The 22155-nt window shown below is 40.4% G+C and carries 21 protein-coding genes; 10 read left to right on the top strand and 11 right to left on the bottom strand.

Annotation, left to right across the window (positions count from 1 at the left end; genetic code table 11):
- Entirely contained in the window at positions 1-2526 is a 2526-nt protein-coding gene (topA, locus tag ACOV1Q_RS04030; RefSeq protein WP_424493148.1) for a type I DNA topoisomerase, read from the bottom strand.
- A gap of 174 nt (positions 2527-2700) precedes the next feature.
- On the opposite strand from topA, the gene miaB reads away from it, so the two are divergent.
- From miaB to groL, 7 genes are all read left to right on the top strand, one after another.
- Positions 2701-4146 (top strand): tRNA (N6-isopentenyl adenosine(37)-C2)-methylthiotransferase MiaB, encoded by a 1446-nt coding sequence (miaB, locus tag ACOV1Q_RS04025; RefSeq protein ID WP_424493147.1) that lies wholly within the window; start codon positions 2701-2703, stop codon positions 4144-4146.
- A gap of 105 nt (positions 4147-4251) precedes the next feature.
- Complete coding sequence (locus tag ACOV1Q_RS04020) at positions 4252-5508, top strand: sigma-54 interaction domain-containing protein (protein ID WP_424493146.1); 1257 nt, start codon at positions 4252-4254, stop codon at positions 5506-5508.
- Positions 5509-5510: 2 nt separating this feature from the next.
- Positions 5511-6023 (top strand): LPS assembly lipoprotein LptE, encoded by a 513-nt coding sequence (gene lptE / locus ACOV1Q_RS04015; RefSeq protein WP_424493145.1) that lies wholly within the window; start codon positions 5511-5513, stop codon positions 6021-6023.
- Positions 6023-6886 (top strand): DUF8458 domain-containing protein, encoded by an 864-nt coding sequence (locus ACOV1Q_RS04010; RefSeq protein WP_424493144.1) that lies wholly within the window; start codon positions 6023-6025, stop codon positions 6884-6886. Before lptE ends, ACOV1Q_RS04010 begins: the two co-directional genes overlap by 1 nt.
- 10 nt (positions 6887-6896) lie before the next feature.
- A complete protein-coding gene (secG, locus tag ACOV1Q_RS04005) occupies positions 6897-7238 on the top strand; it encodes a preprotein translocase subunit SecG (RefSeq protein ID WP_424493143.1) in 342 nt (113 codons plus the stop codon).
- Positions 7239-7382: 144 nt separating this feature from the next.
- Positions 7383-7658: a co-chaperone GroES gene (locus tag ACOV1Q_RS04000; RefSeq protein WP_424493142.1), complete on the top strand. Its 276-nt coding sequence runs from the start codon at positions 7383-7385 to the stop codon at positions 7656-7658.
- A gap of 95 nt (positions 7659-7753) precedes the next feature.
- Positions 7754-9394: a chaperonin GroEL gene (groL, locus tag ACOV1Q_RS03995; RefSeq protein ID WP_424493141.1), complete on the top strand. Its 1641-nt coding sequence runs from the start codon at positions 7754-7756 to the stop codon at positions 9392-9394.
- A 195-nt stretch (positions 9395-9589) separates the two neighbouring features.
- On the opposite strand, the gene ACOV1Q_RS03990 is transcribed toward groL, so the two are convergent.
- From ACOV1Q_RS03990 to ACOV1Q_RS03945, 10 genes are all read right to left on the bottom strand, one after another.
- On the bottom strand, positions 9590-10045 hold the full coding sequence (locus tag ACOV1Q_RS03990) for an SRPBCC domain-containing protein (protein WP_424493140.1): 456 nt from the start codon (positions 10043-10045) through the stop codon (positions 9590-9592).
- A 110-nt stretch (positions 10046-10155) separates the two neighbouring features.
- Positions 10156-10917 carry a DUF6090 family protein gene (locus tag ACOV1Q_RS03985; RefSeq protein ID WP_424493139.1) on the bottom strand — a complete coding sequence of 254 codons (762 nt, stop codon included), beginning with the start codon at positions 10915-10917 and terminating at the stop codon, positions 10156-10158.
- A gap of 364 nt (positions 10918-11281) precedes the next feature.
- Positions 11282-12514: an ATP-dependent Clp protease ATP-binding subunit ClpX gene (clpX, locus tag ACOV1Q_RS03980; RefSeq protein ID WP_424493138.1), complete on the bottom strand. Its 1233-nt coding sequence runs from the start codon at positions 12512-12514 to the stop codon at positions 11282-11284.
- Between the two features lie 60 nt (positions 12515-12574).
- Positions 12575-13249 carry an ATP-dependent Clp endopeptidase proteolytic subunit ClpP gene (clpP, locus tag ACOV1Q_RS03975; protein WP_424493394.1) on the bottom strand — a complete coding sequence of 225 codons (675 nt, stop codon included), beginning with the start codon at positions 13247-13249 and terminating at the stop codon, positions 12575-12577.
- A gap of 129 nt (positions 13250-13378) precedes the next feature.
- Entirely contained in the window at positions 13379-14704 is a 1326-nt protein-coding gene (gene tig, locus ACOV1Q_RS03970) for a trigger factor (RefSeq protein WP_424493137.1), read from the bottom strand.
- An 87-nt stretch (positions 14705-14791) separates the two neighbouring features.
- The gene (locus ACOV1Q_RS03965) at positions 14792-15133 is read right to left on the bottom strand and encodes a phage holin family protein (protein WP_424493136.1); all 342 of its coding nucleotides are present in this window, start codon (positions 15131-15133) and stop codon (positions 14792-14794) included.
- Between the two features lie 139 nt (positions 15134-15272).
- Positions 15273-16859, bottom strand: coding sequence for an SGNH/GDSL hydrolase family protein (locus tag ACOV1Q_RS03960; RefSeq protein ID WP_424493135.1), 1587 nt, complete (start codon positions 16857-16859; stop codon positions 15273-15275).
- A gap of 18 nt (positions 16860-16877) precedes the next feature.
- The gene (locus ACOV1Q_RS03955; RefSeq protein WP_424493134.1) at positions 16878-18134 is read right to left on the bottom strand and encodes an OmpP1/FadL family transporter; all 1257 of its coding nucleotides are present in this window, start codon (positions 18132-18134) and stop codon (positions 16878-16880) included.
- A 124-nt stretch (positions 18135-18258) separates the two neighbouring features.
- The gene (locus ACOV1Q_RS03950) at positions 18259-19020 is read right to left on the bottom strand and encodes an alpha/beta fold hydrolase (protein WP_424493133.1); all 762 of its coding nucleotides are present in this window, start codon (positions 19018-19020) and stop codon (positions 18259-18261) included.
- Positions 19017-19733, bottom strand: a complete 717-nt coding sequence (locus tag ACOV1Q_RS03945; protein ID WP_424493132.1) for a pyridoxine 5'-phosphate synthase — start codon at positions 19731-19733, stop codon at positions 19017-19019. The genes ACOV1Q_RS03950 and ACOV1Q_RS03945 overlap by 4 nt, the downstream gene beginning before the upstream one ends.
- Positions 19734-19821: 88 nt before the next feature.
- Between ACOV1Q_RS03945 and ACOV1Q_RS03940 the strand changes: the two genes are divergently transcribed.
- The 3 genes from ACOV1Q_RS03940 (at position 19822) to porG (ending at position 22155) form a co-directional block, all read left to right on the top strand.
- Positions 19822-20478: a CBS domain-containing protein gene (locus ACOV1Q_RS03940; RefSeq protein ID WP_424493131.1), complete on the top strand. Its 657-nt coding sequence runs from the start codon at positions 19822-19824 to the stop codon at positions 20476-20478.
- A gap of 3 nt (positions 20479-20481) precedes the next feature.
- Complete coding sequence (locus ACOV1Q_RS03935; protein WP_424493130.1) at positions 20482-21366, top strand: NAD kinase; 885 nt, start codon at positions 20482-20484, stop codon at positions 21364-21366.
- A gap of 99 nt (positions 21367-21465) precedes the next feature.
- Positions 21466-22155: a type IX secretion system protein PorG gene (gene porG / locus ACOV1Q_RS03930; RefSeq protein ID WP_424493129.1), complete on the top strand. Its 690-nt coding sequence runs from the start codon at positions 21466-21468 to the stop codon at positions 22153-22155.

The following is a 22155-nucleotide window of genomic DNA, read 5'->3' as shown; positions in this document are numbered from 1 at the left end:
TTATTTCTTTTTAGTCGTCTTCTTTTTAGAAGTTTTTGCGGTGGTCTTCTTCTTTGTAGTTTTCTTGGCGGCCTTTTTCTTAGGCGCTTTTTTCTCAATAATATCTTTTACCTCTTCCAAACTAAGCTTTGCAGCATCTACAGTTTTCGGTAATTCAATTTTTGTTTTGCCCTTTATAATGTTTGACCTTCCCCATCGCGCTTTCTCAACACGAATTCCTTCATCTTCCCAGTTATGAATCACCTTTTCACGTTCTTTCCTCAACTTATCTTCAATAAGTGTCTCAATATCTTCCGCCGAAAGATCATCAAAATCATACTTTTTGTTCACATTAATGAACATATTATTCCATTTGAGGTATGGACCAAACCTTCCCACTCCTTTTTGAACAGGAAGATCTTTGTATTCATAAATTGGAGCATCGGCCTTTTCTTTTTCCTTAACAAGCTCCATAGCGCGATCGAAATCTACACTTAATGGATCTTCTCCCTTCGACAGGGAGACATATTTTTTACCAAATTTTACATAGGGTCCAAAACGACCGTTGTTCACCTCAACATCCTCTCCTTTATATTCTCCTAACTTCTTCGGAAGCTGAAAAAGATCCATTGCTTCTTCATAAGTTACAGAGTCTAAAGTTTGATCTGGACCCAGGCTGGCAAATTTTGGCTTTTCCTCATCCTCAACAGATCCTATCTGGACCATTGGCCCAAATTTTCCAAGCCTCACACTTACCGGTTTTCCTGTTTCAGGATCTTTTCCCAGTACCCGCTCGCCTACTTCCCTTTCGGCATTTTCAGCAACATCTTTGACATGCGGATGAAAGTCTTTATAAAAGTCTCTCATCATCTTTGTCCACTCCTCATTCCCTTCAGCAATATCATCAAAATCCTGCTCTACCTTAGCTGTAAAGTTATAATCCAGAATGTTTGAAAAATGATTTACAAGAAAATCATTCACCACCATCCCAACATCTGTAGGAACCAGTTTGCCCTTGTCACTCCCTACGGTTTCGGTTAATTTTTTCTCGTCGATCTTATTTTTACTAAGGCTAAGCTGCACATAGCTACGCTCTGTCCCATCTACAGAACCTTTCTCAATATAATTTCTATTCTGGATCGTGGAGATCGTTGGCGCATACGTAGATGGTCTACCAATTCCCAGTTCCTCCAGTTTTTTAACCAAAGAAGCTTCAGTATACCTGTATGGCGGCCGCGTAAATCTTTCTGTAGCAGTGATAAAATTATTTTCTAATTTCTCGTTCACTTTAAGAGCCGGCAGCATTCCATCTCTTTCCTCATCTTCCTCATCACTCCCTTCAAGATAAACTTTAAGAAATCCATCAAATTTCAAAACCTCTCCATTTGCAGTAAACTGCTTCTCATGTTTATCTGCCTCAATTTTCACATTGGTTCGTTCCAACTGTGCTTCGCTCATTTGAGAAGCAATGGCTCTTTTCCAGATCAATTCATACAAACGCTGCTCATCACGCTCTGCATTTACCGTATGGTTTTCAAAGTTTGTAGGACGAATAGCTTCGTGAGCCTCCTGCGCCCCCTTGGTTTTTCCTTTAAACTGCCTAGACTTGGCGTACTTCTCACCATAGGCCTTCAAAATCTCATTTTTAGCACCTTTTCTTGCATCATCAGATAAATTAACACTATCGGTTCTCATATAGGTAATATGCCCGGCCTCGTAAAGCCGCTGCGCCATTGTCATGGTCTTACTAACCGAAAAATAAAGTTTTCTTGCCGCTTCCTGTTGTAAAGTGGAAGTTGTAAATGGTGGTGCCGGTGATTTTTTCGCCGGTTTGGTAGTAAGGTCTGCTACCTTGAAATTTGCATCGAGATTTTGAGACAGGAATTGTTCTGCTTCGGCTTTGGTATCGAAATTTCTCGGAAGTTTTGCCTTAAATGACTTTCCTTCTTCCGTAGTAAATTCAGCGTCTATTCTAAAAGAGGCTTCTGCTTTAAAATTCTGGATCTCTCTTTCTCTCTCTACAATCAATCGCACCGAAACAGATTGCACTCTTCCTGCAGAAAGTCCGCCTTTTACTTTCCTCCATAAAACAGGAGAAAGTTCATATCCCACTAGGCGATCCAACACTCTTCTGGCCTGTTGCGCATTTACCAGATTATAATTGATCCCGCGAGGATTTTCTATTGCACGTAAGATTGCAGATTTCGTGATCTCATGAAAAACAATACGTTTAGTTTTGTCTTTATTTAGTTTCAGCTCCTCGGCAAGGTGCCATGCAATTGCTTCTCCTTCCCGGTCTTCATCACTTGCCAACCACACCATTTCTGCATCTTTCGCCAGTCCTTTCAGCTTGCGCACCACATCCATCTTGTCTTTCGAGACAATATATTTAGGCGTAAAATCTCCATCTGTATCAACCCCTAATTCTTTGGTTGGCAAATCGGCAATATGACCAAAACTGGAAGCGACCTTGTAGTCCTTTCCAAGAAATTTTTCAATAGTCTTTGCCTTTGCAGGAGACTCCACAATCACTAAATTCTTCGCCATAGGTGTTATTTTTGTATCTGCAAAAGTATAGGAATTTTTAAATATCCTGCTTTAATTTCTGAAAATGCACTTTTTACATCAGATTAAAACCTAATTTTTCACTGTCACTTTGTCATTGTCATAAGTTATAATGTATCTTTGCAGGTTCAATTACCTAATGGTATTTTTTTGATTATGGAGAAGATAATAGACGAACAACAACAGGGAGATTCTTTGGTAATGGAGCCAAAGTCTGGCAACGGGCGAAAGCTTATGATTGAGAGCTATGGCTGCCAAATGAATTTTAGCGATAGCGAAATAGTAGCTTCCATTCTTGCAAAGGAAGGATTCAATACCACCCAAAGCCTGGAAGAGGCAGACTTGGTACTCATCAACACTTGCTCAATTAGGGACAAAGCCGAACAAACCGTTCGAAAAAGGCTGGAAAAATATAATGCAGTAAAAAAGATCAACCCAAAAATGAAAGTGGGTGTTCTTGGCTGCATGGCCGAGCGGCTAAAAAGCCAATTTCTTGAAGAGGAAAAGATCGTGGACCTCGTAGTGGGACCAGATGCATATAAAGACCTGCCGGGCCTTATCGCCGAGGTGGAAGAAGGAAGAAATGCAGTGAATGTCATACTTTCCAAAGACGAAACGTATGGTGATATTTCACCTGTAAGACTTCAAAGCAATGGTGTTTCAGCTTTCGTTTCGATCACCCGTGGCTGTGATAACATGTGTACTTTTTGCGTGGTTCCTTTCACCCGCGGAAGAGAACGCAGTCGAGACCCGCAGAGTATTTTAGAGGAAGTGAACAACCTGGCCGCAAGAGGTTTTAAGGAGATCACTCTTTTAGGCCAAAATGTAGACAGCTATTTATGGTATGGTGGCGGACTCAAAAAAGATTTTAAAAATGCTTCTGAAATTCAGAAAGCAACAGCCACCAATTTCGCCGGACTTTTAAAACTTGTTGCTGAAGCTCATCCAAAAATGAGGATTAGGTTCTCTACTTCAAATCCGCAGGATATGACGCTTGATGTTATAGAAGTCATGGCGTCTTATAGAAATATTTGCAAATATATTCACCTGCCGGTACAAAGCGGAAGCGATCGCATCCTGCAAAAGATGAACAGGCTTCACACCCGCGAAGAATATTTTGAATTGATCGATAACATCAAAAAAATCATTCCAGATTGTGCCATTTCTCAGGATATGATCACCGGTTTCCCTACCGAAACTGAAGAAGATCACCAGGACACCCTCTCTTTAATGGAATATGTGAAATATGACTTTGGGTTTATGTTCGCTTATTCTGAAAGGCCGGGAACCATGGCGGCGAGAAAGTTTGAAGACGATGTTCCTGAAGAAGTAAAGAAACGAAGGTTGACAGAAATTGTGAATCTTCAGCAGAAACACAGCGGTTTTAGAACAAAACAATTTCTTGGTAAAACGGTGGAAGTTTTGATCGAAAAAGAATCTAAGAAGTCTGATGCCCACTGGAGCGGAAGAACCACGCAGAATACAGTCGCCGTTTTTCCGAAGAAAAATTACAAAGTAGGAGATTTCGTCAACGTAAAGATAGAAGATTGCACCACTGCTACTTTAATAGGAGAAGCGGTTGGGTACAGCGACAACAATTAGTGTCAGTGGTCATTTAACAAAAAAAACAAATTTTGAATCTTGTATTCTATGAACAAATCAGGATTATTTGAAAATATAAAATCTCCCTTCGGGGGCTAGGGGGCTATGGAATCAGTACAAGCAATTAAACAACGTTTCGGAATTCTGGGAAATGACCAGAAGTTAAACCGGGCAGTCGAAAAGGCTATCCAGGTAGCACCTACAGATATTTCGGTATTGGTAACGGGAGAAAGCGGGGTTGGTAAGGAAAGTATTCCAAAGATCATCCACGCGCTCTCACATAGAAAACATGGCAAATATATCGCAGTGAACTGCGGTGCGATCCCAGAGGGAACCATAGATTCTGAATTATTTGGGCACGAAAAAGGTGCTTTTACGGGCGCAACCCAAACCCGCAGCGGTTATTTCGAAGTGGCCGATGGCGGTACTATTTTCCTGGATGAAGTTGGAGAACTTCCACTCACCACGCAGGTGCGTTTACTTCGTGTACTCGAAAATGGGGAATTCATCAAAGTAGGTTCTTCTAAGGTTCAGAAAACAAATGTGCGCATTGTCGCAGCAACCAACCTCAACATGTTTAAGGCCATCAAAAAGGAAAAATTCAGGGAAGATCTTTATTACAGGTTAAGCACGGTAGAAATCCAGCTACCACCACTTCGGGAGCGAAAAGAAGATATTCATTTACTGTTCAGGAAATTTGCTTCAGATTTTGCGATGAAGTACAAAATGCCTACAATTCGACTCGAAGATGATGCCGTGAATCTACTTCAGAAGTACAGGTGGAACGGTAACGTGCGCCAGCTTCGGAATATTGCTGAACAAATTTCAGTCTTAGAGCAGGAACGCAGCATTAACGCCGAAAATCTTAAAAGCTACCTTCCGGGGATTGGTGACAATCTTCCTGCAGTCATTAATGACAAAAAGAAAGAAGGGGACTTTAGCAACGAGCGGGAAATTCTTTATAAAGTGCTTTTTGACATGAAGAGCGATCTTAATGACCTGAAAAAGCTCACGCTTAAATTGATGGAAGACGGCAACAGCAAGCAGGTACAGGAAGACAACGAAGGACTCATTCAGAAAATCTACGGCGAAAATGACGAAGAAGAGGTGGAACCTGAAGAAATTTCTGAAGAAAAGCTGGAACTCCTACAAATTCCGGAGAACAACCCTATTGACAAGCAGGATAAATATTATTTTGCCGAAGAAATCGAGGAAGAAGAAACCCTTTCCCTGCAAGATAAGGAGTTGGAACTTATCAAGAAATCTCTTGAGCGTCATAACGGTAAACGAAAGGCCGCGGCAGATGAGCTGGGTATAAGTGAACGCACCCTTTACAGAAAAATCAAGCAGTACGATTTGTAATTATGAAGAAAAGAAATCAACTTACATATGTCATTTTTGGATTGCTACTTTTAACGCTGCAATCCTGCAAAATTTATTCCTTCTCGGGTGCCGATACCGGTGCAGCCGAAACTTTCCAGGTGAACACTTTTCAGAATGCAGCCGATATTGTGGAGCCTGGAATTGCAAGAACCTTCACCCTCCAACTGGAAGATCTCATTCAAAGCCAGACAAATCTCAACCTCACAAATACCAATGGAGATCTTATTTATGAAGGTGAAATTATTGATTATTATGTGGCACCCATGTCTGCCACCGCACAAAGCACGGCAGCTCAAAACCGCCTTACTATAGTGATCCAGGTGAGATTCTTCAACACCCTCGAGCCCGAAAAAGATTTTGACAGGAGGTTTTCCTTCTACTATGATTACCCGGCAGCAGGCCAGCTCAACGGCGCACTACTGGCAACAGCCCTTGAAGAAATCTTTACAAGAATTACCCAGGATATTTTTAATGCTTCATTAGCAAACTGGTAATGAAAAAAAAGGAACTCACAGCACTTCTTCAGGAACCGTCTTCTATAAACACGGCACATACTCCCGCCTTAAAGGCTGTGATAGAGGAATATCCATATTTCCAGGCTGCCCGTGCAGTACGGTTAAAAGCATTGAAGAATGAGAACAGCCTGCATTATAATAAGGAGTTAAAGATTACGGCTGCCTACACAGTAGATCGCAGCGTCCTTTTTGATTTTATTACTTCTGAAGCATTTAATCAAAACGAAATCGCCAATCAAATTAGGCAACAGGAGCATTATCAAGAGAATATTCCTGTTTTTGACCCTGAAGAAGTAAGACCTGAAACAAATCTTTCCCTGGACCAGGCTTTAAAAATGAAAGTAAGGGAATCTGAACAGGTTTTCGATCCTGAGCTTTTCTCAAGACAGGAGAATGCAAAGGAAGGTGCTATTGATGAGGAAGCAAATGACAAAAAAGCTGAAGAAGATACGCTTCACCTTGGTTCCCCATTGTCATTTGACAGGAACGAAAACCATTCATTTACAGAATGGCTAAAGCTCACCACTGCCAAACCGGTGGCACGGGAGGAAGATGAAATTGAGGATGAAGACAAATCCAGAAAATTTGAACTTATTGATGAGTTCATCTCCAAGAATCCTAAGATCACTCCTTCAAAATCTGCTAAGAAAGCGAACCTTGCCCACGAAAATTTGGCAGCTCCCGAAGCCTTAATGACAGAGACTTTAGCAAGGGTTTACCTGGAACAGAAAAACTACAAAAAAGCCATCCAGGCCTATAAAATTTTAATTTTGAAAAATCCCGAAAAAAGTGGTTTCTTTGCAGACCAAATTCGGGCAATCGAGAAATTACAAGAACAATAACAGTTAGAAAATGAGCACGTTCACAATCTTTTTAGCACTCATCATCATCGTAGCATTTTTGCTAGTGGTAGTAATTATGGTACAGAATCCAAAAGGAGGAGGATTATCTTCTTCATTTGGCGGCGGCGGAGCCAACCAACTTGGTGGGGTTCAAAAAACGACCGATTTCCTGGATAAAAGCACCTGGACTTTGGCAACTTTATTACTTGCCCTTATTCTTCTTTCTAATGTTACTATTATGGACGGTAATGGAGTTGGAGAATCTAAGATCATTGACGGGGAAACAGAAGTTGAAACGAATGTTCCTGCTCCTGTAGAAACACCGGTTGAAAACCCTGCACAGAACAACTAGAAAAGATTTCTTTTATATATGAAATGCCAGCTTATGACAAGCTGGCATTTTTTTTTGCTAAATGGCAGCTTTTCTGAGCTGGCACAATTTTCGTCTTAATGCCTACTCAAAACAAAATTTAATTAACTAAAATACATTTGTAAAATGGCACTAAACATTAAACCTCTTTCAGACAGAGTACTTGTTGAGCCTGAAGCAGCAGAAACTCAAACTGCCTCAGGAATTTACATTCCGGAAACTGCAAAAGAAAAACCACAAAAAGGAAAAGTAGTTGCAGTTGGTGGCGGTAAAAAAGACCATGACATGACCGTAAAAGTTGGTGACACGGTTCTTTACGGAAAGTATTCGGGTACCGAACTTAAGCTGGAAGGTAAAGATTACCTTATGATGAGAGAGGATGACATTCTTGCTGTCGTATAAATTCATCGCGTCCTGCAACCGCAGGAGGATTTTGAAAAAATAATTAACTAACAAGCAGATTTCCGCTTTCGCGGAAATGATTAAAAATTTAAAAAATGGCAAAAGACATACGATTTGACATTGAAGCACGTGACGGTATTAAACGGGGTGTGGATGCATTGGCAAACGCAGTAAAAGTAACTTTAGGGCCTAAAGGCCGTAATGTCATCATCAGTAAATCTTTTGGTGCTCCTGTAGTGACAAAAGATGGTGTTACTGTTGCAAAAGAAATTGAACTTGAAGACGCTCTTGAGAACATGGGCGCACAGATGGTGAAGGAAGTTGCTTCCAAAACCAATGACCTTGCTGGTGACGGTACAACTACCGCTACAGTTTTAGCACAAGCGATCGTAAAAGAAGGACTTAAAAACGTTGCTGCGGGTGCAAACCCAATGGATCTTAAAAGAGGAATTGACAAAGCGGTAGAGGCTTTGGTAGCAAACCTAAAAGACCAGACTCAGCAAGTTGGAGATTCTTCAGAAAAAATAAAGCAGGTTGCTTCAATTTCTGCTAACAACGATGACCAAATTGGAGATCTTATCGCTCAGGCCTTCGGAAAAGTTGGAAAAGAAGGAGTAATTACTGTAGAAGAAGCTAAAGGAACTGAAACTTATGTAGATGTTGTGGAAGGAATGCAGTTTGACCGCGGTTACCTTTCTCCTTACTTCGTGACCAACAGTGAGAAAATGACTGCAGATCTTGAAGATCCTTACATCCTTATTTATGATAAGAAGATCTCTGCGATGAAAGACCTTTTACCGGTACTTGAGCCTGTTGCTCAATCTGGAAAGCCTCTTTTGATCATTGCTGAAGACGTTGACGGGGAAGCTCTTGCAACTTTGGTTGTAAATAAACTTAGAGGATCTCTTAAAATTGCTGCTGTGAAGGCACCAGGATTTGGTGACCGAAGAAAAGCAATGCTTGAAGATATCGCAATCTTGACAGGTGGTACAGTAATTTCTGAAGAAAGAGGATTTACTTTAGAAAACGCGACTATTGATCAATTAGGTACTGCAGAAAAGGTAGCTATTGACAAAGACAATACTACTGTTGTAAATGGCGCCGGTGACAATGAGCAAATTAAAGGCCGTGTAAACCAGATCAAAGCGCAGATTGAAACTACCACTTCAGATTATGATAAGGAAAAACTTCAGGAGCGATTGGCTAAACTAGCCGGTGGAGTTGCCGTACTTTATGTAGGTGCCGCTTCAGAAGTAGAAATGAAAGAGAAGAAAGACCGTGTAGATGATGCACTTCATGCAACACGAGCTGCAGTTGAAGAAGGAATTGTTGCCGGTGGTGGTGTAGCCCTTGTTCGCGCAAAAGCTGTACTTGCTAGCCTTGAGGCTACCAATGCCGATGAAGGCACAGGTATACAAATCGTGAATCGTGCAATCGAAGCTCCGCTTAGAACCATCGTTGAAAATGCCGGTGGTGAAGGTTCTGTTGTAATCAATAAAGTTCTGGAAGGTAAGGACAACTATGGTTATGACGCCAAAACAGATTCTTTTGTAGATATGTTGAAAGCAGGTATTATTGATCCTAAGAAAGTAACGAGAGTAGCATTGGAAAATGCAGCTTCAGTTTCAGGAATGATTCTTACTACCGAATGTGCTTTGACAGACATTAAAGAAGACAACGCTGGTGGCGGTGGAATGCCTCCAATGGGCGGCGGTGGAATGCCAGGAATGATGTAATCTATTCTGGTGGTACAACCTTTAAAAACCCGCTTCTGCATTGAAGCGGGTTTTTTTGTTCTTTCAGTTAGCCAGGCTTCTAAAATGGCATTTTTCAACCTCTTTTTCAAAAGCTTCTCACGGCAGAGCTTTCAGATCTTTTCAGAAAAATTATTTTACAATGCTTGCTCACAACATCATTTTTGGATGCTATACTTAATTTTCCCTCATAAAATCAAAGGCGCCTTTGCGAAGATTGACACCGTACTCGAGGTAAGCTTTTAGACAGGCGAGAAAGTTCGCCCAACCTTCAGTATTCTGACCCAGCCATTTTAATCCCGCTTCATCATCTTCCATTTTCCCTTCGGTGATCCTTAAAAGAGTAGATTCATTAGGCATTTCCAAAAAGGTCATTTCCACCAGCAGTTTCTTATTTTTAGCTCCTTCCCAAAGAAAAGAGACATACTCCTGCGGAATCAATTCCACCACTTTAATTTCAGCGGAATCTTCAAATTCAGGGAATTTCCATTCAAGGGTTCTCCCCTCCTCCATTCTGCCGCTGCTTTCAGAAATAAAATAGTTAGACATTTGCTTGGGGTCAACCACAGCTTCAAATACTTCTTGTGGTGACCGGGAGATTTGCAAGGCAGTTTTTATCTGTAATTCTCTCATAACAAAGATTTTCAGGAAAAATTATTTAATGAAGTTCTAAGATAGAAAATTTGAAATTCATTTTATGTTCTGAAAATCAGAAAGTTTATCTCAAGTTTTTAAGATAAAAGTCAATGTAACTCTTGATTTACCAGGACAAGAATGCCCTCCAAATCCCTCATTAATGGCATGTAATGGGCATTTTCTGTAGCATGACTTGTAATGATGAACATGAGAATGTTGTTCTCAAATTCTTTGGAAGATAAAAGATCAAGGTTGCCAACCTGGCCTTCCTGCTTTGGCAAGTTCATTTCATCAATTATCCCAGCATGCTCCAAAATTGTACTTAAACTGCTGTTATTGGAGCGAAACATGTCCAAAATCTTTTCTCTCTGAATTGCCAGTTCTCGTTCCTGTCTTGTAATATCTTCTAAAGTAGCGAACCAATTGGTTAATTCAATTCTCAACCGCGTGCTGGATATTTTTTGAAGATTCCCTGAATTTATCATCTCTCTTAAAAGAGAATTGTTCGGGTTAAATGCTACATCTGAAGAGAAGCTATGATACAACAATAAAGAAAACTCCTTTTCGGAAGGTAATTTTTCATTAGCAGTAATTTTGAGAATCTTCCTGGCTCCATTGTAGCTCTTTCTGTTCACAGAAATTAGTTCCTGTAGCTTCAATCGGCTTACCTCAAATTCTTCTCTTAAACCCGCTAAATAAGAACGCTCAGTTTCCCTGTTAATGCGGTTTTGATTCCAATTATTAATGGCAAGAGCAATCAAAATTCCAATTACTACCAGGAATATTTCCCCAAAGGCATACACCAGGTATTTCCTGAACCTGTTTTCGGCAAGTAAGTTTTGCCTTATTCTCCTGAAGAATTTTATCATTTGATGCAATTTTCAGTAAAATCAATAGCGTCTAAAATTGCGCACCCGAGAAGCCTGAAGAACTACAAAGCTCGAAACTCCAATAAAGACATATAAATTTTATGCTAAATTACTAATTTTCAGCGGCTCATGTTTTTTTTATTTTAGATATTTTATGAAGTCATTGTTCAATCTCCGACGATAATTTTTGGTTAATGGACGCGAGAAAAGTTCTTGAATCCATTGTTATGAATAAAGAAAGTTTAGTATAATCCTATTTTTCTTTGTTGAATTTAGAAGCAAAAAAAACCATCCGAAGCTTCGGATGGTTTTTAAATATTGCTCCAAAAATGTCATTTTTGAAGCTATTTCCTTTCAGTTTCTTTTAAGAAGCCGCACGCAGTTTCTTAATACCTGATTTGTCGAGTTTCTGCTCTGCATATTCCCTATCGACTTCCAGTTTGTTGTTGTTGCTCTCAGGCAGCTCAAACATGGCATCTGTAAGGATCGCTTCACACAGGGATCTTAATCCACGGGCACCTAGTTTATATTCTATTGCTTTCTCTACAATAAAATCTAAAGCTTCATCGGTAATAGTGAATTCAATATCATCCATTTCAAACAACTTTTGATATTGTTTAATAATGGCATTTTTAGGTTCTGTCAAAATAGATCGAAGTGTTTCTTTATCCAGCGGATTCATATGCGTCAATACCGGAAGACGACCAATAATTTCAGGGATCAATCCGAAATCTTTTAAATCTTTCGGAATAATGTATTTCAAGAGGTTATCGCGTTCTACCTTATCGTCACTCTTGGAAGCACTAAAGCCAACAGCCTGCATGTTTAGACGTTTACTGATGTTTCGCTCAATTCCATCAAAAGCCCCACCGGTCACAAAAAGGATGTTTTCGGTATCCACTTCAATGAACTTTTGATCTGGATGTTTTCTTCCTCCTTTTGGCGGCACATTCACCGTAGTACCCTCAAGCAACTTCAATAGTGCCTGCTGCACTCCTTCCCCGGAAACGTCTCTTGTAATAGAAGGATTGTCGCTCTTACGTGCGATCTTGTCTATCTCATCAATAAAAACGATCCCATGCTGTGCTTTTTCGAGATTATAATCTGCAGCCTGAAGAAGTCGGGTTAAAATGCTTTCCACATCTTCCCCCACGTAACCAGCTTCGGTCAAAACCGTTGCATCTACAATGGCCAGCGGCACATTAAGCATCTTTGCAATGGTTTTGGCCATGAGAGTCTTACCGGTTCCGGTTTCTCCCACCATAACGATATTACTTTTCTGGATCTCGATCTCATCATCTGATGCCGGTTGCAGCAATCTTTTATAATGATTGTAAACTGCTACAGAAAGCACCTTTTTCGTGTGCTCCTGACCAATTACGTAATTATCCAAAAAGGCCTTTATAGCCTGAGGTTTTCTCAGCTTCAGTTCTGAAGTAAGCTCACTGGTGTCTTCCTGCTTTGATTCTTCTAAAACAATACCGTGTGCCTGCTCAATACAGCGATCGCAAATATGTGCGTCCAATCCTGCAATAAGAAGGTTGGTTTCGGGTTTTTTCCTTCCGCAGAAAGAACATTCTAATTCATCTTTTGCCATAGCAATTCAATATATGTCCCAAAAATGGGATTCTTTTTCATCTTTTTTAGAGCACTAAAACTAGCTCCTTTTTAGAACCTCATCAATCATACCATATTCCAAAGCCTTATCAGCTTTCATCCAGTAATCTCTGTCACTATCTTCCTCAATCTTTTCGTAAGGCTGCCCTGAATGTTTGGCAATGATCTCATACAATTCCTTCTTAAGCGTAATAATCTCACGTGCTGTGATTTCAATATCACTCGCCTGTCCCTGCGCACCACCAAGAGGCTGGTGAATCATCACTCGGGAATGTGGTAATCCGCTGCGCTTTCCTTTCTCTCCTGCGCAAAGCAGAACTGCTCCCATAGAAGCTGCCATCCCGGTACAAATAGTTGCCACATCTGGCTTGATGAACTGCATGGTATCGTAGATTCCCAATCCTGCATAAACGCTTCCGCCGGGAGAATTTATATAGATTTGTATGTCTTTTGATGCATCTGTACTTTCCAGAAATAATAGCTGCGCCTGGATAATATTTGCTACCTGATCATTTATTCCTGTACCCAAAAAGATAATGCGGTCCATCATCAATCTGGAAAAAACATCAAAGATCGCAATGTTCATCTGGCGTTCTTCAATAATATTAGGGGTCATCCCCTGTGGCATCATGCTGCTTACTATCTGGTTATAATAATTACTATTGATGCCGTGGTGCTTGGTCGCGTATTTTTCAAATTCTTTACCGTAATCCATAAATTTTTCCATTTGATCTCCTTTCCCGATACATTGCCGGGCCAGGATTTCATTGTTATTATTTGCTAAAAAAGGCGTTAACCAGATTTGGTATAACGCCTTAAAGATAAGTATTTATTTACGAAAAGTTTATTGATAAACCTCTTTAACAAATTCTTCGTATGTTACTTCTTTTGGCTCCAGATTTACTTTCTCCTTGTACAGGTTAAGCAACTTCTGGTTCATCAACTGCTCTGACAAACGCTTTACCTCATCCTGGTTTGAAAGTACTCTTTTAGCGATATCTTCAAGTTCCTTATCTTCTGGGTTCATTTGGCCGAATTGTGCCATTTGCTCCTTAATGCGATCTTTTGCAAAAGTCATAAGATCTTCGAACTGCACCTGAAGGTCATTCTCCTTGATCAATTTTCCCTCTATCAATTGGAAACGTAGTCCTTTTTCACTCTTTTCATATTCTTCTTTGGCTTCTTCAGCATTCATTGGCTTCTCGCCTGCTGTTTGAATCCATTTTTGAAGAAATTCCTTTGGAAGGTCGAACTGTGTATTTTCGATCAACATTTCGGTCACATCGTTGAGTAATTGCTGATCGCTTTGCTGCTCAAACTGCTTTCCTGCGTCTTCTTTGATCTTTTCTTTAAGCTCAGTCACAGAAGTTACTTCTCCTTTTCCGAAGAGCTTGTCAAACAATTCCTGGTCAAGATCTGCAAGTTCCTGTTGGTTGATTTCAGAAATAGTAAATTCTACTTCAACCTCCAAACCGTGTACTTTATCGTGATCTACCTTAAGCACTTCCATAAGATCGTGCTCATCTTCAAAAAGGTCTTTGGTGTTAAGTGTTACAACGTCACCTACTTTTTTCCCAATGAACTTCTTTTGATCATCTTCGTTCTTTAGCTTGTCAAGAGACAAAGTAGTGCTATTATCGATTCCTTCAGCTTCATTTTTGAAGGTACCGGCAACCTGGTCTTCTTTTCTTTCCACTTCCTCTTTAGAAACCAGTTTTCCGTATTGCTTCTGAATAGTTTTTATTTGGTTGTCGATCATTTCCTCACCGGCCACGATCTTATAATGAGTGATGGCTTTTTCATTGTTGAGATCCACATCAAATTCCGGAGAAAGGCCAAGCTCAAACTCAAAAGAGTAGTTATCACTATCCCAATCAAAATTATCCTGCTCCTTTGGAAGCGGATTTCCAAGAACATCCAGCTTCTCTTCGGTAAGATATTTATTAAGGGCATCTTGAAGCATCTTATTCACCTCATCTACCAATACAGCTTTCCCGTACTGCTTCTTCACCATTCCCATTGGCACATGGCCTTTTCTAAAACCTGGAATGTTCGCATTTTTACGGTAATCTTTAAGTACTTTTTCAACTTTACCGCTGTAGTCTTCTCTGGCGATATCTACCTTTACAACAGCATTCAGCTCGTCAATGTTCTCTCTCGTTATATTCATTATAAACTCTTATAAAAATTGGTGTGCAAAAGTACAACTTTTTTAAGAGCATTACAAAGTTTCAAATTACTGAATTTCAGAAGTCTCTCAATCCTTTTCTATAAGAGAAAACACGACCGACTGAAAAAGAGATAGAAGTATGCTGAATAACAATGCAATCCAGAATCCCGAGACATCAAAACCACCTACAAAAGAATCTGCAAGCAGCACTATAATGGCGTTAATCACAAATAGAAATAAGCCAAGGGTAACAATTGTAACGGGAAGGGTAAAAAGAATAAGAATTGGCTTTACGATTAGATTTAGCAACGCGAGCACGAGGGCAACTATGATAGCGGTCCAGTAGCCATCTACCACCACTCCCGGAAGAAACTTAGACAGCAACACCACTAAAATACCGGTCAATAAAATTCTGAAGATAAATATCATTTTTGAATAGTTTTTAACCGAAGATAAGAAATATTTGTGATGCTGTTATGGAGTGATGCAGTGATTTAGGTTTATCCCGCTCCATAAAAAAAGCGCCGGGAGACGGCGCCTTTGTATATTCAAAAATGGTGTTTTATACCTAGTTTACATTATTACTAGGTGTAACTGTGGGATAATTTCCAATGTTCACTTTAGGTACCGTTGCATTGTAAGTTTCATTTACTTCCTCAATAATTTTATTGGCAACCAAAGCATATCCTCTTGGGGTCAAATGAACTCCATCAAGAGAAAAAGCGCCACCAGTAACATAAGTAGAAGTTACCATACCCGCATCAAAAGCGATCCCGCCACCGGCAACGTCGCTCAACATGGCAGCTGCATCAACAAAAACCAGATTATTAGCCTGGGCAAGATCCTGTATCGTTTGATTGTATGCGGAAGTAGCCACGGCCACCTTTGCCTGCTCATCCATTGTTAAAACATGCTGATCTTCCAAAGGATAGGAAACTCCATTCACAGAAAGCATTCCTGCAGTTTCCTGCGGCACTCCCATTGCCATTAAGGCCTGCATTCTGTCTTCATTTAAAACCCCAATAGCTCCTGAGCTGGTTAAAGGAATAAGATCTTCTGCAGTGGCCTGTCTTGCCTGCCCAAACTGCATTCCGTAAATAGTTGCAGTCGCCTGGTCAAGTCCGCCGCCCATAAGTACCCGAGTGATATCTTCAGAAAGGTTCTGCAAAGATTCATCTTTAACAACCACAGCACTGGCAGCAGTTTCAGAAAACACAATCGATCTCTCTGGCACACCTAAAACAGCAAACGCCTGATTTAAAGATCCAAAAGTGGCATTTAAGGTTGGGATTTGCGGACCGAAATCAGGATTGGTTGGATCAAGCGGCGCGTAAGGCACCGTTGTAAAGAATGGAACATCGGTCACGTCTGGAATATTAATTAAAACTCCTTCTGCTCCGCCTTCGGTAAGTGCAGTTACTAAACCTGAATAAGCAGAAGCAAAAACAATAGGGTTTGTAATATCATTGGATCCATACATCGTAGGACTCACTGTTGGATCCTCCTGATAAATTCCTACACCACCCGAAGTAGCATAACCCAGCACATCATTATTTCCAATCCAAAGGCTGAAAAAAGTTGGGTTTTGAGCTACCGCATCAGCTATGATCGAAGCATTTGGTGAGGAGGCAAAACGTGCAAAATATGGATTTGCCATTCCCGTTGCCACACCCTCTACATTACCATAACCTTCAAATCCAAGATGGTACACTTTTGCTCCCGGTGCACCAAGGTTATTAAATGGTCCTTCCAATGTATTGGTAATCTCTGTGGTAGCAGTTCCGGCGTATACGGCAGGCATAGGGTTACCTCGCGCATCAAAGGAAAGAACTCTCCTATTGGCCGTAATTTGCTGACCTCCCAAAAGCAATCCTCCGGCATTATCTGCCATGTAAGGAATCCGGAATTCATTGGTTGCCTGCACTTTCGCGAATTGCATCGCCAAGATGTTTGGATACGAATTTTCCTGTCCGGTGATATAAAGTGCATTATCTGCATAACCCGCCGTAAGGGAATTTCCCAAAGCCACGTAATTAGAGAAATCTGCTTCCCCACTGGTGTACGCATCCTGCTCATCTACAGGATTTTCAAATTCAGGCTCACAGGCCACCATTCCCAAAGCCAAAATTCCTAAATATTTTATATAGTTTCTCATGATATCGAGTTCTGTTTATTAAAGTTTGTAAGTAACACCAAGCCCAGGAATGAAAGCACTGGATTTATAAGATCCCCCAAAAGGCACAGAAACATCCTGCCCATTTACCTCTTCCGTATAATAATTATAAGAAGCATCTACTTCACTAAATCTAATGTAAGCGAAGGAAGCGTCTATAGCAAGATTTGAAGTTACGTTAAGCGAAAGTCCCGCAGTAAAGCCCATGGAATCGTTTCTAGGGGTTTCCGGAGCAAAATATCCTTCCTGCACAGGGGATTCATCATAATAGTATCCTGCACGCAGCACAAATTTATCGGTTGCTGCATATTCAGCGCCAAATCTCCAGATGTTTGAATCTTCATACTGTCTTGGGTTTTCAGAAACAACTCCATTTCCAAACTGGATATCAAGCGACTCATATACTCCCCAAAAGTTCCTGTTGAAATCAAAGGCAAAAAGCCATTTTTCATTCATTTGGTAAGAGGCTCCCACGGTAAGCTCTGCTGGTAATGGCAAAGACGCGTCAAAAGTAGTATCACTGAAAGGCGCTAATGGACTGTTAGGAATATTTTCAAAATCTGCATCCCCTCCTTCAGCATTCATGATGATTTCTGAACGATAGTTTATTCCCAGTCGGAAATCCTCCCATGGCGTATACATTGCTCCTACAGACCATCCCCATTCATTCACTCCTGAGGCATCTATGGTCACATTTGCACGATTTCCATCAATATCAGTTAACGTACGGTTAAGGTTACGATTAAAGTTAACTGCTCCCGTAACGAAGATGGGTCCACCTCCAATACTAAGTTGTTCAGAAATTTTAACCGAGGCTAACGGCTGGATGTATATAGCCTGTAACTCGATATTGTTCACAAGGTGAGATCCTGCCCAATCATCTTCCCACTTCACTGTACTTCCATAAGGGGTGTACACACTCAGTCCTACAGAAAGCCAGTCGGTAGCTTTGTAAGAAGCGTAAAAATAGAATGGTGTTCCCGCAGGATTATCTGTCCTTGCAATCTCTCCAAACTCTTCATTTTGCCACGCAACATCAGAGAACACAGCACTTACCCCGGCAGAAACCGTGAGCCTGTTTTCAAGATAAACAAGTCCTGCGGGATTAAAAAATCCCAACTCTGCACTGTTCACAACAGCAACGCCGGTGTGCCCCATCGCCAATGCTCTTTGCCCCTGCACGCTAACACGGTACCCTCCAGCATAAGTAACAGCACTTGCCAGGACAAATGCCATTAGAAATAAAATTTTTTTCATAATCTAAAAAGTAAAATTGTAGGTTATCTTTTAAAGAATCAATGCCTCAAAATTAGCATAAATTAGATATTGCGCAAGAAAAAAGCCACTTTTATTATGCATACATAATAAAAGCTACTGAAAATTACAAAAATCTCATAACAGCATCATAAAATGCCGTCTTATTTTCGGCATGAACCCAATGTCCTGCTTTAGGAATTACTAAAATTTCTGAAGATGGAAAGTGGCGCTTGATAAGAGCTTCATCTTCTTTCTGAATATATTTTGAACTTTCCCCTTTTATAAATAAAGTGGGTTTGTCGTATTTCTGATCCTGCGGCAATGCTTCACCAATCGCTTCAATATTGTTGACCAGGGCATCTAAATTAAGCCGTAGACCTAAATGTTCTTTTGTTTTCCAGTGAAGGTTTTTCAGAAGAAATAATCGTACCGCAGGTTCTTTAACATATTCCGCCAGTAATTCTTCGGCTTCTCCACGCGAAGATAGCTCAGCTTTATTCACCGCCTGCAGCCCTTCCAGGATTTGCTGATGATGCGGCGCATAATATTTTGGAGCAATATCAACGACGATTAATTCTTCGATTACATGCGGAAAAAGTGACGCAGCGAGCATGGCTGTTTTACCTCCCATGGAATGTCCCAATAAAATGCTATTTTTGAGACCTTGGGTGTCAATATATTCCTTTACATCTTTCGCCAAAAGCAAATAACTGAATTCTTCACTATGCGGACTTCTCCCGTGATTGCGCTGATCAATTAAATGAACCTGGTAACCAGCATCGGCAAATTTCCTCCCCAAAGTTTTCCAGTTATCACTCATTCCCAGGAAACCATGAAGAATTAATAGAGGCTTTCCTTCTCCTATTATATTTGCGTGTAATTTCATGTATTTAGAAGTTTAAGGTACTGTTCGATCACATTTTTGAATCCGGAATAAAGGGATTCGGCAATAAGAGCATGCCCTATGGAAACTTCCAGCAATCCCGGGATATTTTTTTTAAAAAACCTGATATTATCAAGAGAAAGGTCGTGCCCGGCATTAATCCCCAGTCCTAATTCATTCGCAAGTTTCGCACATTCCACGTAAGGTTTGATGGCATTCTTGTTTCCCAAAGCATATTGGGTGGCATATTCTTCGGTATATAATTCTATCCTGTCGGTTCCCGTTTTTAACGCACCTTCCACCATTTCTCGCACAGGGTCCACAAAAATAGACGTGCGAATACCATTTCTCTTAAATTCTGTGATCACCTCCTTTAGAAAATCCTTATTTTTTCTTGTATCCCAACCGGCATTTGAAGTAATGGCATCCTCGGCATCGGGCACTAATGTAACCTGTGCCGGTTTTGCTTCAAGTACCAGGTCTATGAATTTAGAGATAGGATTTCCCTCTATATTAAATTCTGTAGTAACAACAGGCTTAAGATCATAAACGTCCTGATATCTAATATGCCGCTCATCGGGACGCGGGTGGATCGTTATTCCTTCTCCTCCAAATTCCTGCACATCTTTTGCTACCTGCACCAGGTTTGGAACATCTCCTCCCCTGCTATTTCTAAGAGTTGCAATCTTATTTATATTAACACTTAATTTTGTCATTTTTTAGGCTTATTTATTGCAAAAATACAAAGTTGAAGATGCAAAAAAGTACATAAATTTGATTAATTTGCAGAAAATTGCTGTTGCTATGAGCATTCAAACCTACATCATCAACGACGTTAAAATACGCCCGATTTCGGAAAAGATTCAGAATATTCAGGATCTTTTTAGCCAATTTACCTATTCCCATATTCCGGTGGAAAAAGAAGATATTTACATTGGCTGTATTTCCGAAAATGACGCTCGTTGTTTTGACCCCGGTAAAACCCTCGAAGATTACCAATATTCCATGGAAGGCTTTTATGCTCGGGAAGAAGATAACTGGCTGGACGCACTGGATACTTTTGCTCAGAACCAGGCAAACATTCTCCCGGTGCTGGACGAAAATAACGTGTACCTGGGGTACGTAGAATTGCACGACATTATAAATATCTTTACCGAAAGCCCATTTTTGAATGGTCCTGGCGGAATTCTTATTGTAGAAAAGGGTTTCAAAGATTATTCCTTTAGCGAAATTAGCCAGATTGCAGAATCAAATGGTGCTCATATTTTAGGGGCTTTTGTTTCAAAACTGGAAAATGATGTCGCACAAATTACCGTAAAAATAGGGCAGACTGGCCTTAATACCATTTTGCAGGCTTTTAGAAGATACGGCTATAATGTGATAAGCAGTCACCAGGAAGACACCTTTAAATCAAACCTGCGCGACCGCTCCAGGTACCTTGACAAATATCTGAACGTTTAAGTTATGAAGATAGGCATCTATGGCCAGTTTTATCATCCCAACTCAAGTCAATATGTTGAAGAATTACTTGATGCGCTGGGTTATGAAGATATTGAAGTATGTATTGAAGAAGAATTCCTGAAACTCATCCAGGAAAATAAATCCATTCAAAAGAATTACAACGATTACAGCACTTTTACAGAAATAGATTCCTCTTATGATCTTTTCATTAGTGTGGGTGGTGATGGAACTATTCTAAAATCTGTAAACTATGTCAAAGATTTAAATATTCCTATTGCAGGGATCAATACGGGGAGACTGGGTTTCCTGGCCACGATCAATAAAGAGGAAATTAAAAGCACGATCACAAAATTACTTCAAAAGGAATATTCCATTTCAGAAAGATCGGTTTTATGCATTTACACCAATCCGGAAGATCCCAATATCTGCACCAATAATTTTGCATTAAACGAGATCGCCCTTAGCCGAAAAAATACCACCTCGATGATTACCATTGAGACCTGGTTAGATGATGAGTACCTTACGGCCTACTGGGCAGATGGTCTAATTGTTTCCACTCCCACAGGTTCTACCGGTTACTCCTTAAGCTGTGGCGGCCCGGTGATCACTCCGGCAACAAAGGCCATTGCAATTACACCAATTGCACCCCACAACCTGAATGCACGACCGCTCATCTTAAAAGACAACACCAAGATCACTCTTAAAGTTTCGGGGCGGGAGAATGAATTCCTGGTATCTATGGATTCCAGAATTGCGACACTTCAAAAGAATACAGTGGTCACTATCAAAAAAGCCCATTTTAAGATAAAAATGATAGAAATTAAAGGTGATTCTTTTCTTCAAACGCTTCGCAAAAAACTTTTATGGGGAGAAGATAAGCGCAATTAGGCAATATTTTCCTTCAAAAGCTGTTAATGAATAGTACAAATTTGCTTTGCTTATGGTGAAGCAAACATAATTGCTATATTTGCAAACTTTTGAAAACCTATGAGGTATATAGTTGTCATTTCCCTAATCTTGATTTGCAGTACTAAGGCATTCTCCCAAAGATTTGAAGTTGGTCCCTTTGTTGGAGGCGCTAATTATATTGGAGACGTTGGGAACACAACTTATATTAGGCCCCAAAACCCTGTTTTTGGAGGACTTTTCAAATGGAACCAGAGTACGAGGTATGCATACCGGTTCTCCATTCTTTTTGCTGAAATTGAGGCTGATGACGCAAGATCTAATGATACACGACGGCAACAAAGAGGGTATTCTTTTACTAATAATATTACCGAAGCTTCATTAGGATTGGAATTCAATTTCTGGGATTGGGATCTACATTCGCACACCTATCAATCTACACCATACCTGTATAGTGGTGTGAATTATTATTTTGCCAACCATTTCAGGTTACAGAATGGCGAATTGGAAAAAGCAGGCAACAACTGGGAATTTTCCATCCCTATGGTCATGGGTTATAAACAAACCCTTACTACCTGGATGACTGGAGGCGTTGAACTGGGAGCACGATATACTTTTACTGATAACCTTGACGGGAGCAGACCTTCAGAAGTGGACGGAAATTTTCGCGATGACGATTTTGGAAATCCAAATACGACAGACTGGTATGTTTTTACAGGTATTTACTTAACTTTCAACTTTGGAAGAAATCCCTGTTACACCCACTTTTAA

The organism is Salinimicrobium maris (genome assembly GCF_049680855.1).
Lineage (GTDB): Bacteria > Bacteroidota > Bacteroidia > Flavobacteriales > Flavobacteriaceae > Salinimicrobium.
Note: the sequence above shows the minus strand (reverse complement) of the source record. Positions and strands in the feature narration are given on the sequence as shown.

Coding starts and splice junctions, on each gene's coding strand:
- topA (WP_424493148.1), bottom strand. CDS start 2,526: ATGGCGAAGAATTTAGTGATTGTGGAGTCTCCTGCAAAGGCAAAGACT.
- miaB (WP_424493147.1), top strand. CDS start 2,701: ATGGAGAAGATAATAGACGAACAACAACAGGGAGATTCTTTGGTAATG.
- ACOV1Q_RS04020 (WP_424493146.1), top strand. CDS start 4,252: ATGGAATCAGTACAAGCAATTAAACAACGTTTCGGAATTCTGGGAAAT.
- lptE (WP_424493145.1), top strand. CDS start 5,511: ATGAAGAAAAGAAATCAACTTACATATGTCATTTTTGGATTGCTACTT.
- ACOV1Q_RS04010 (WP_424493144.1), top strand. CDS start 6,023: ATGAAAAAAAAGGAACTCACAGCACTTCTTCAGGAACCGTCTTCTATA.
- secG (WP_424493143.1), top strand. CDS start 6,897: ATGAGCACGTTCACAATCTTTTTAGCACTCATCATCATCGTAGCATTT.
- ACOV1Q_RS04000 (WP_424493142.1), top strand. CDS start 7,383: ATGGCACTAAACATTAAACCTCTTTCAGACAGAGTACTTGTTGAGCCT.
- groL (WP_424493141.1), top strand. CDS start 7,754: ATGGCAAAAGACATACGATTTGACATTGAAGCACGTGACGGTATTAAA.
- ACOV1Q_RS03990 (WP_424493140.1), bottom strand. CDS start 10,045: ATGAGAGAATTACAGATAAAAACTGCCTTGCAAATCTCCCGGTCACCA.
- ACOV1Q_RS03985 (WP_424493139.1), bottom strand. CDS start 10,917: ATGATAAAATTCTTCAGGAGAATAAGGCAAAACTTACTTGCCGAAAAC.
- clpX (WP_424493138.1), bottom strand. CDS start 12,514: ATGGCAAAAGATGAATTAGAATGTTCTTTCTGCGGAAGGAAAAAACCC.
- clpP (WP_424493394.1), bottom strand. CDS start 13,249: ATGGATTACGGTAAAGAATTTGAAAAATACGCGACCAAGCACCACGGC.
- tig (WP_424493137.1), bottom strand. CDS start 14,704: ATGAATATAACGAGAGAGAACATTGACGAGCTGAATGCTGTTGTAAAG.
- ACOV1Q_RS03965 (WP_424493136.1), bottom strand. CDS start 15,133: ATGATATTTATCTTCAGAATTTTATTGACCGGTATTTTAGTGGTGTTG.
- ACOV1Q_RS03960 (WP_424493135.1), bottom strand. CDS start 16,859: ATGAGAAACTATATAAAATATTTAGGAATTTTGGCTTTGGGAATGGTG.
- ACOV1Q_RS03955 (WP_424493134.1), bottom strand. CDS start 18,134: ATGAAAAAAATTTTATTTCTAATGGCATTTGTCCTGGCAAGTGCTGTT.
- ACOV1Q_RS03950 (WP_424493133.1), bottom strand. CDS start 19,020: ATGAAATTACACGCAAATATAATAGGAGAAGGAAAGCCTCTATTAATT.
- ACOV1Q_RS03945 (WP_424493132.1), bottom strand. CDS start 19,733: ATGACAAAATTAAGTGTTAATATAAATAAGATTGCAACTCTTAGAAAT.
- ACOV1Q_RS03940 (WP_424493131.1), top strand. CDS start 19,822: ATGAGCATTCAAACCTACATCATCAACGACGTTAAAATACGCCCGATT.
- ACOV1Q_RS03935 (WP_424493130.1), top strand. CDS start 20,482: ATGAAGATAGGCATCTATGGCCAGTTTTATCATCCCAACTCAAGTCAA.
- porG (WP_424493129.1), top strand. CDS start 21,466: ATGAGGTATATAGTTGTCATTTCCCTAATCTTGATTTGCAGTACTAAG.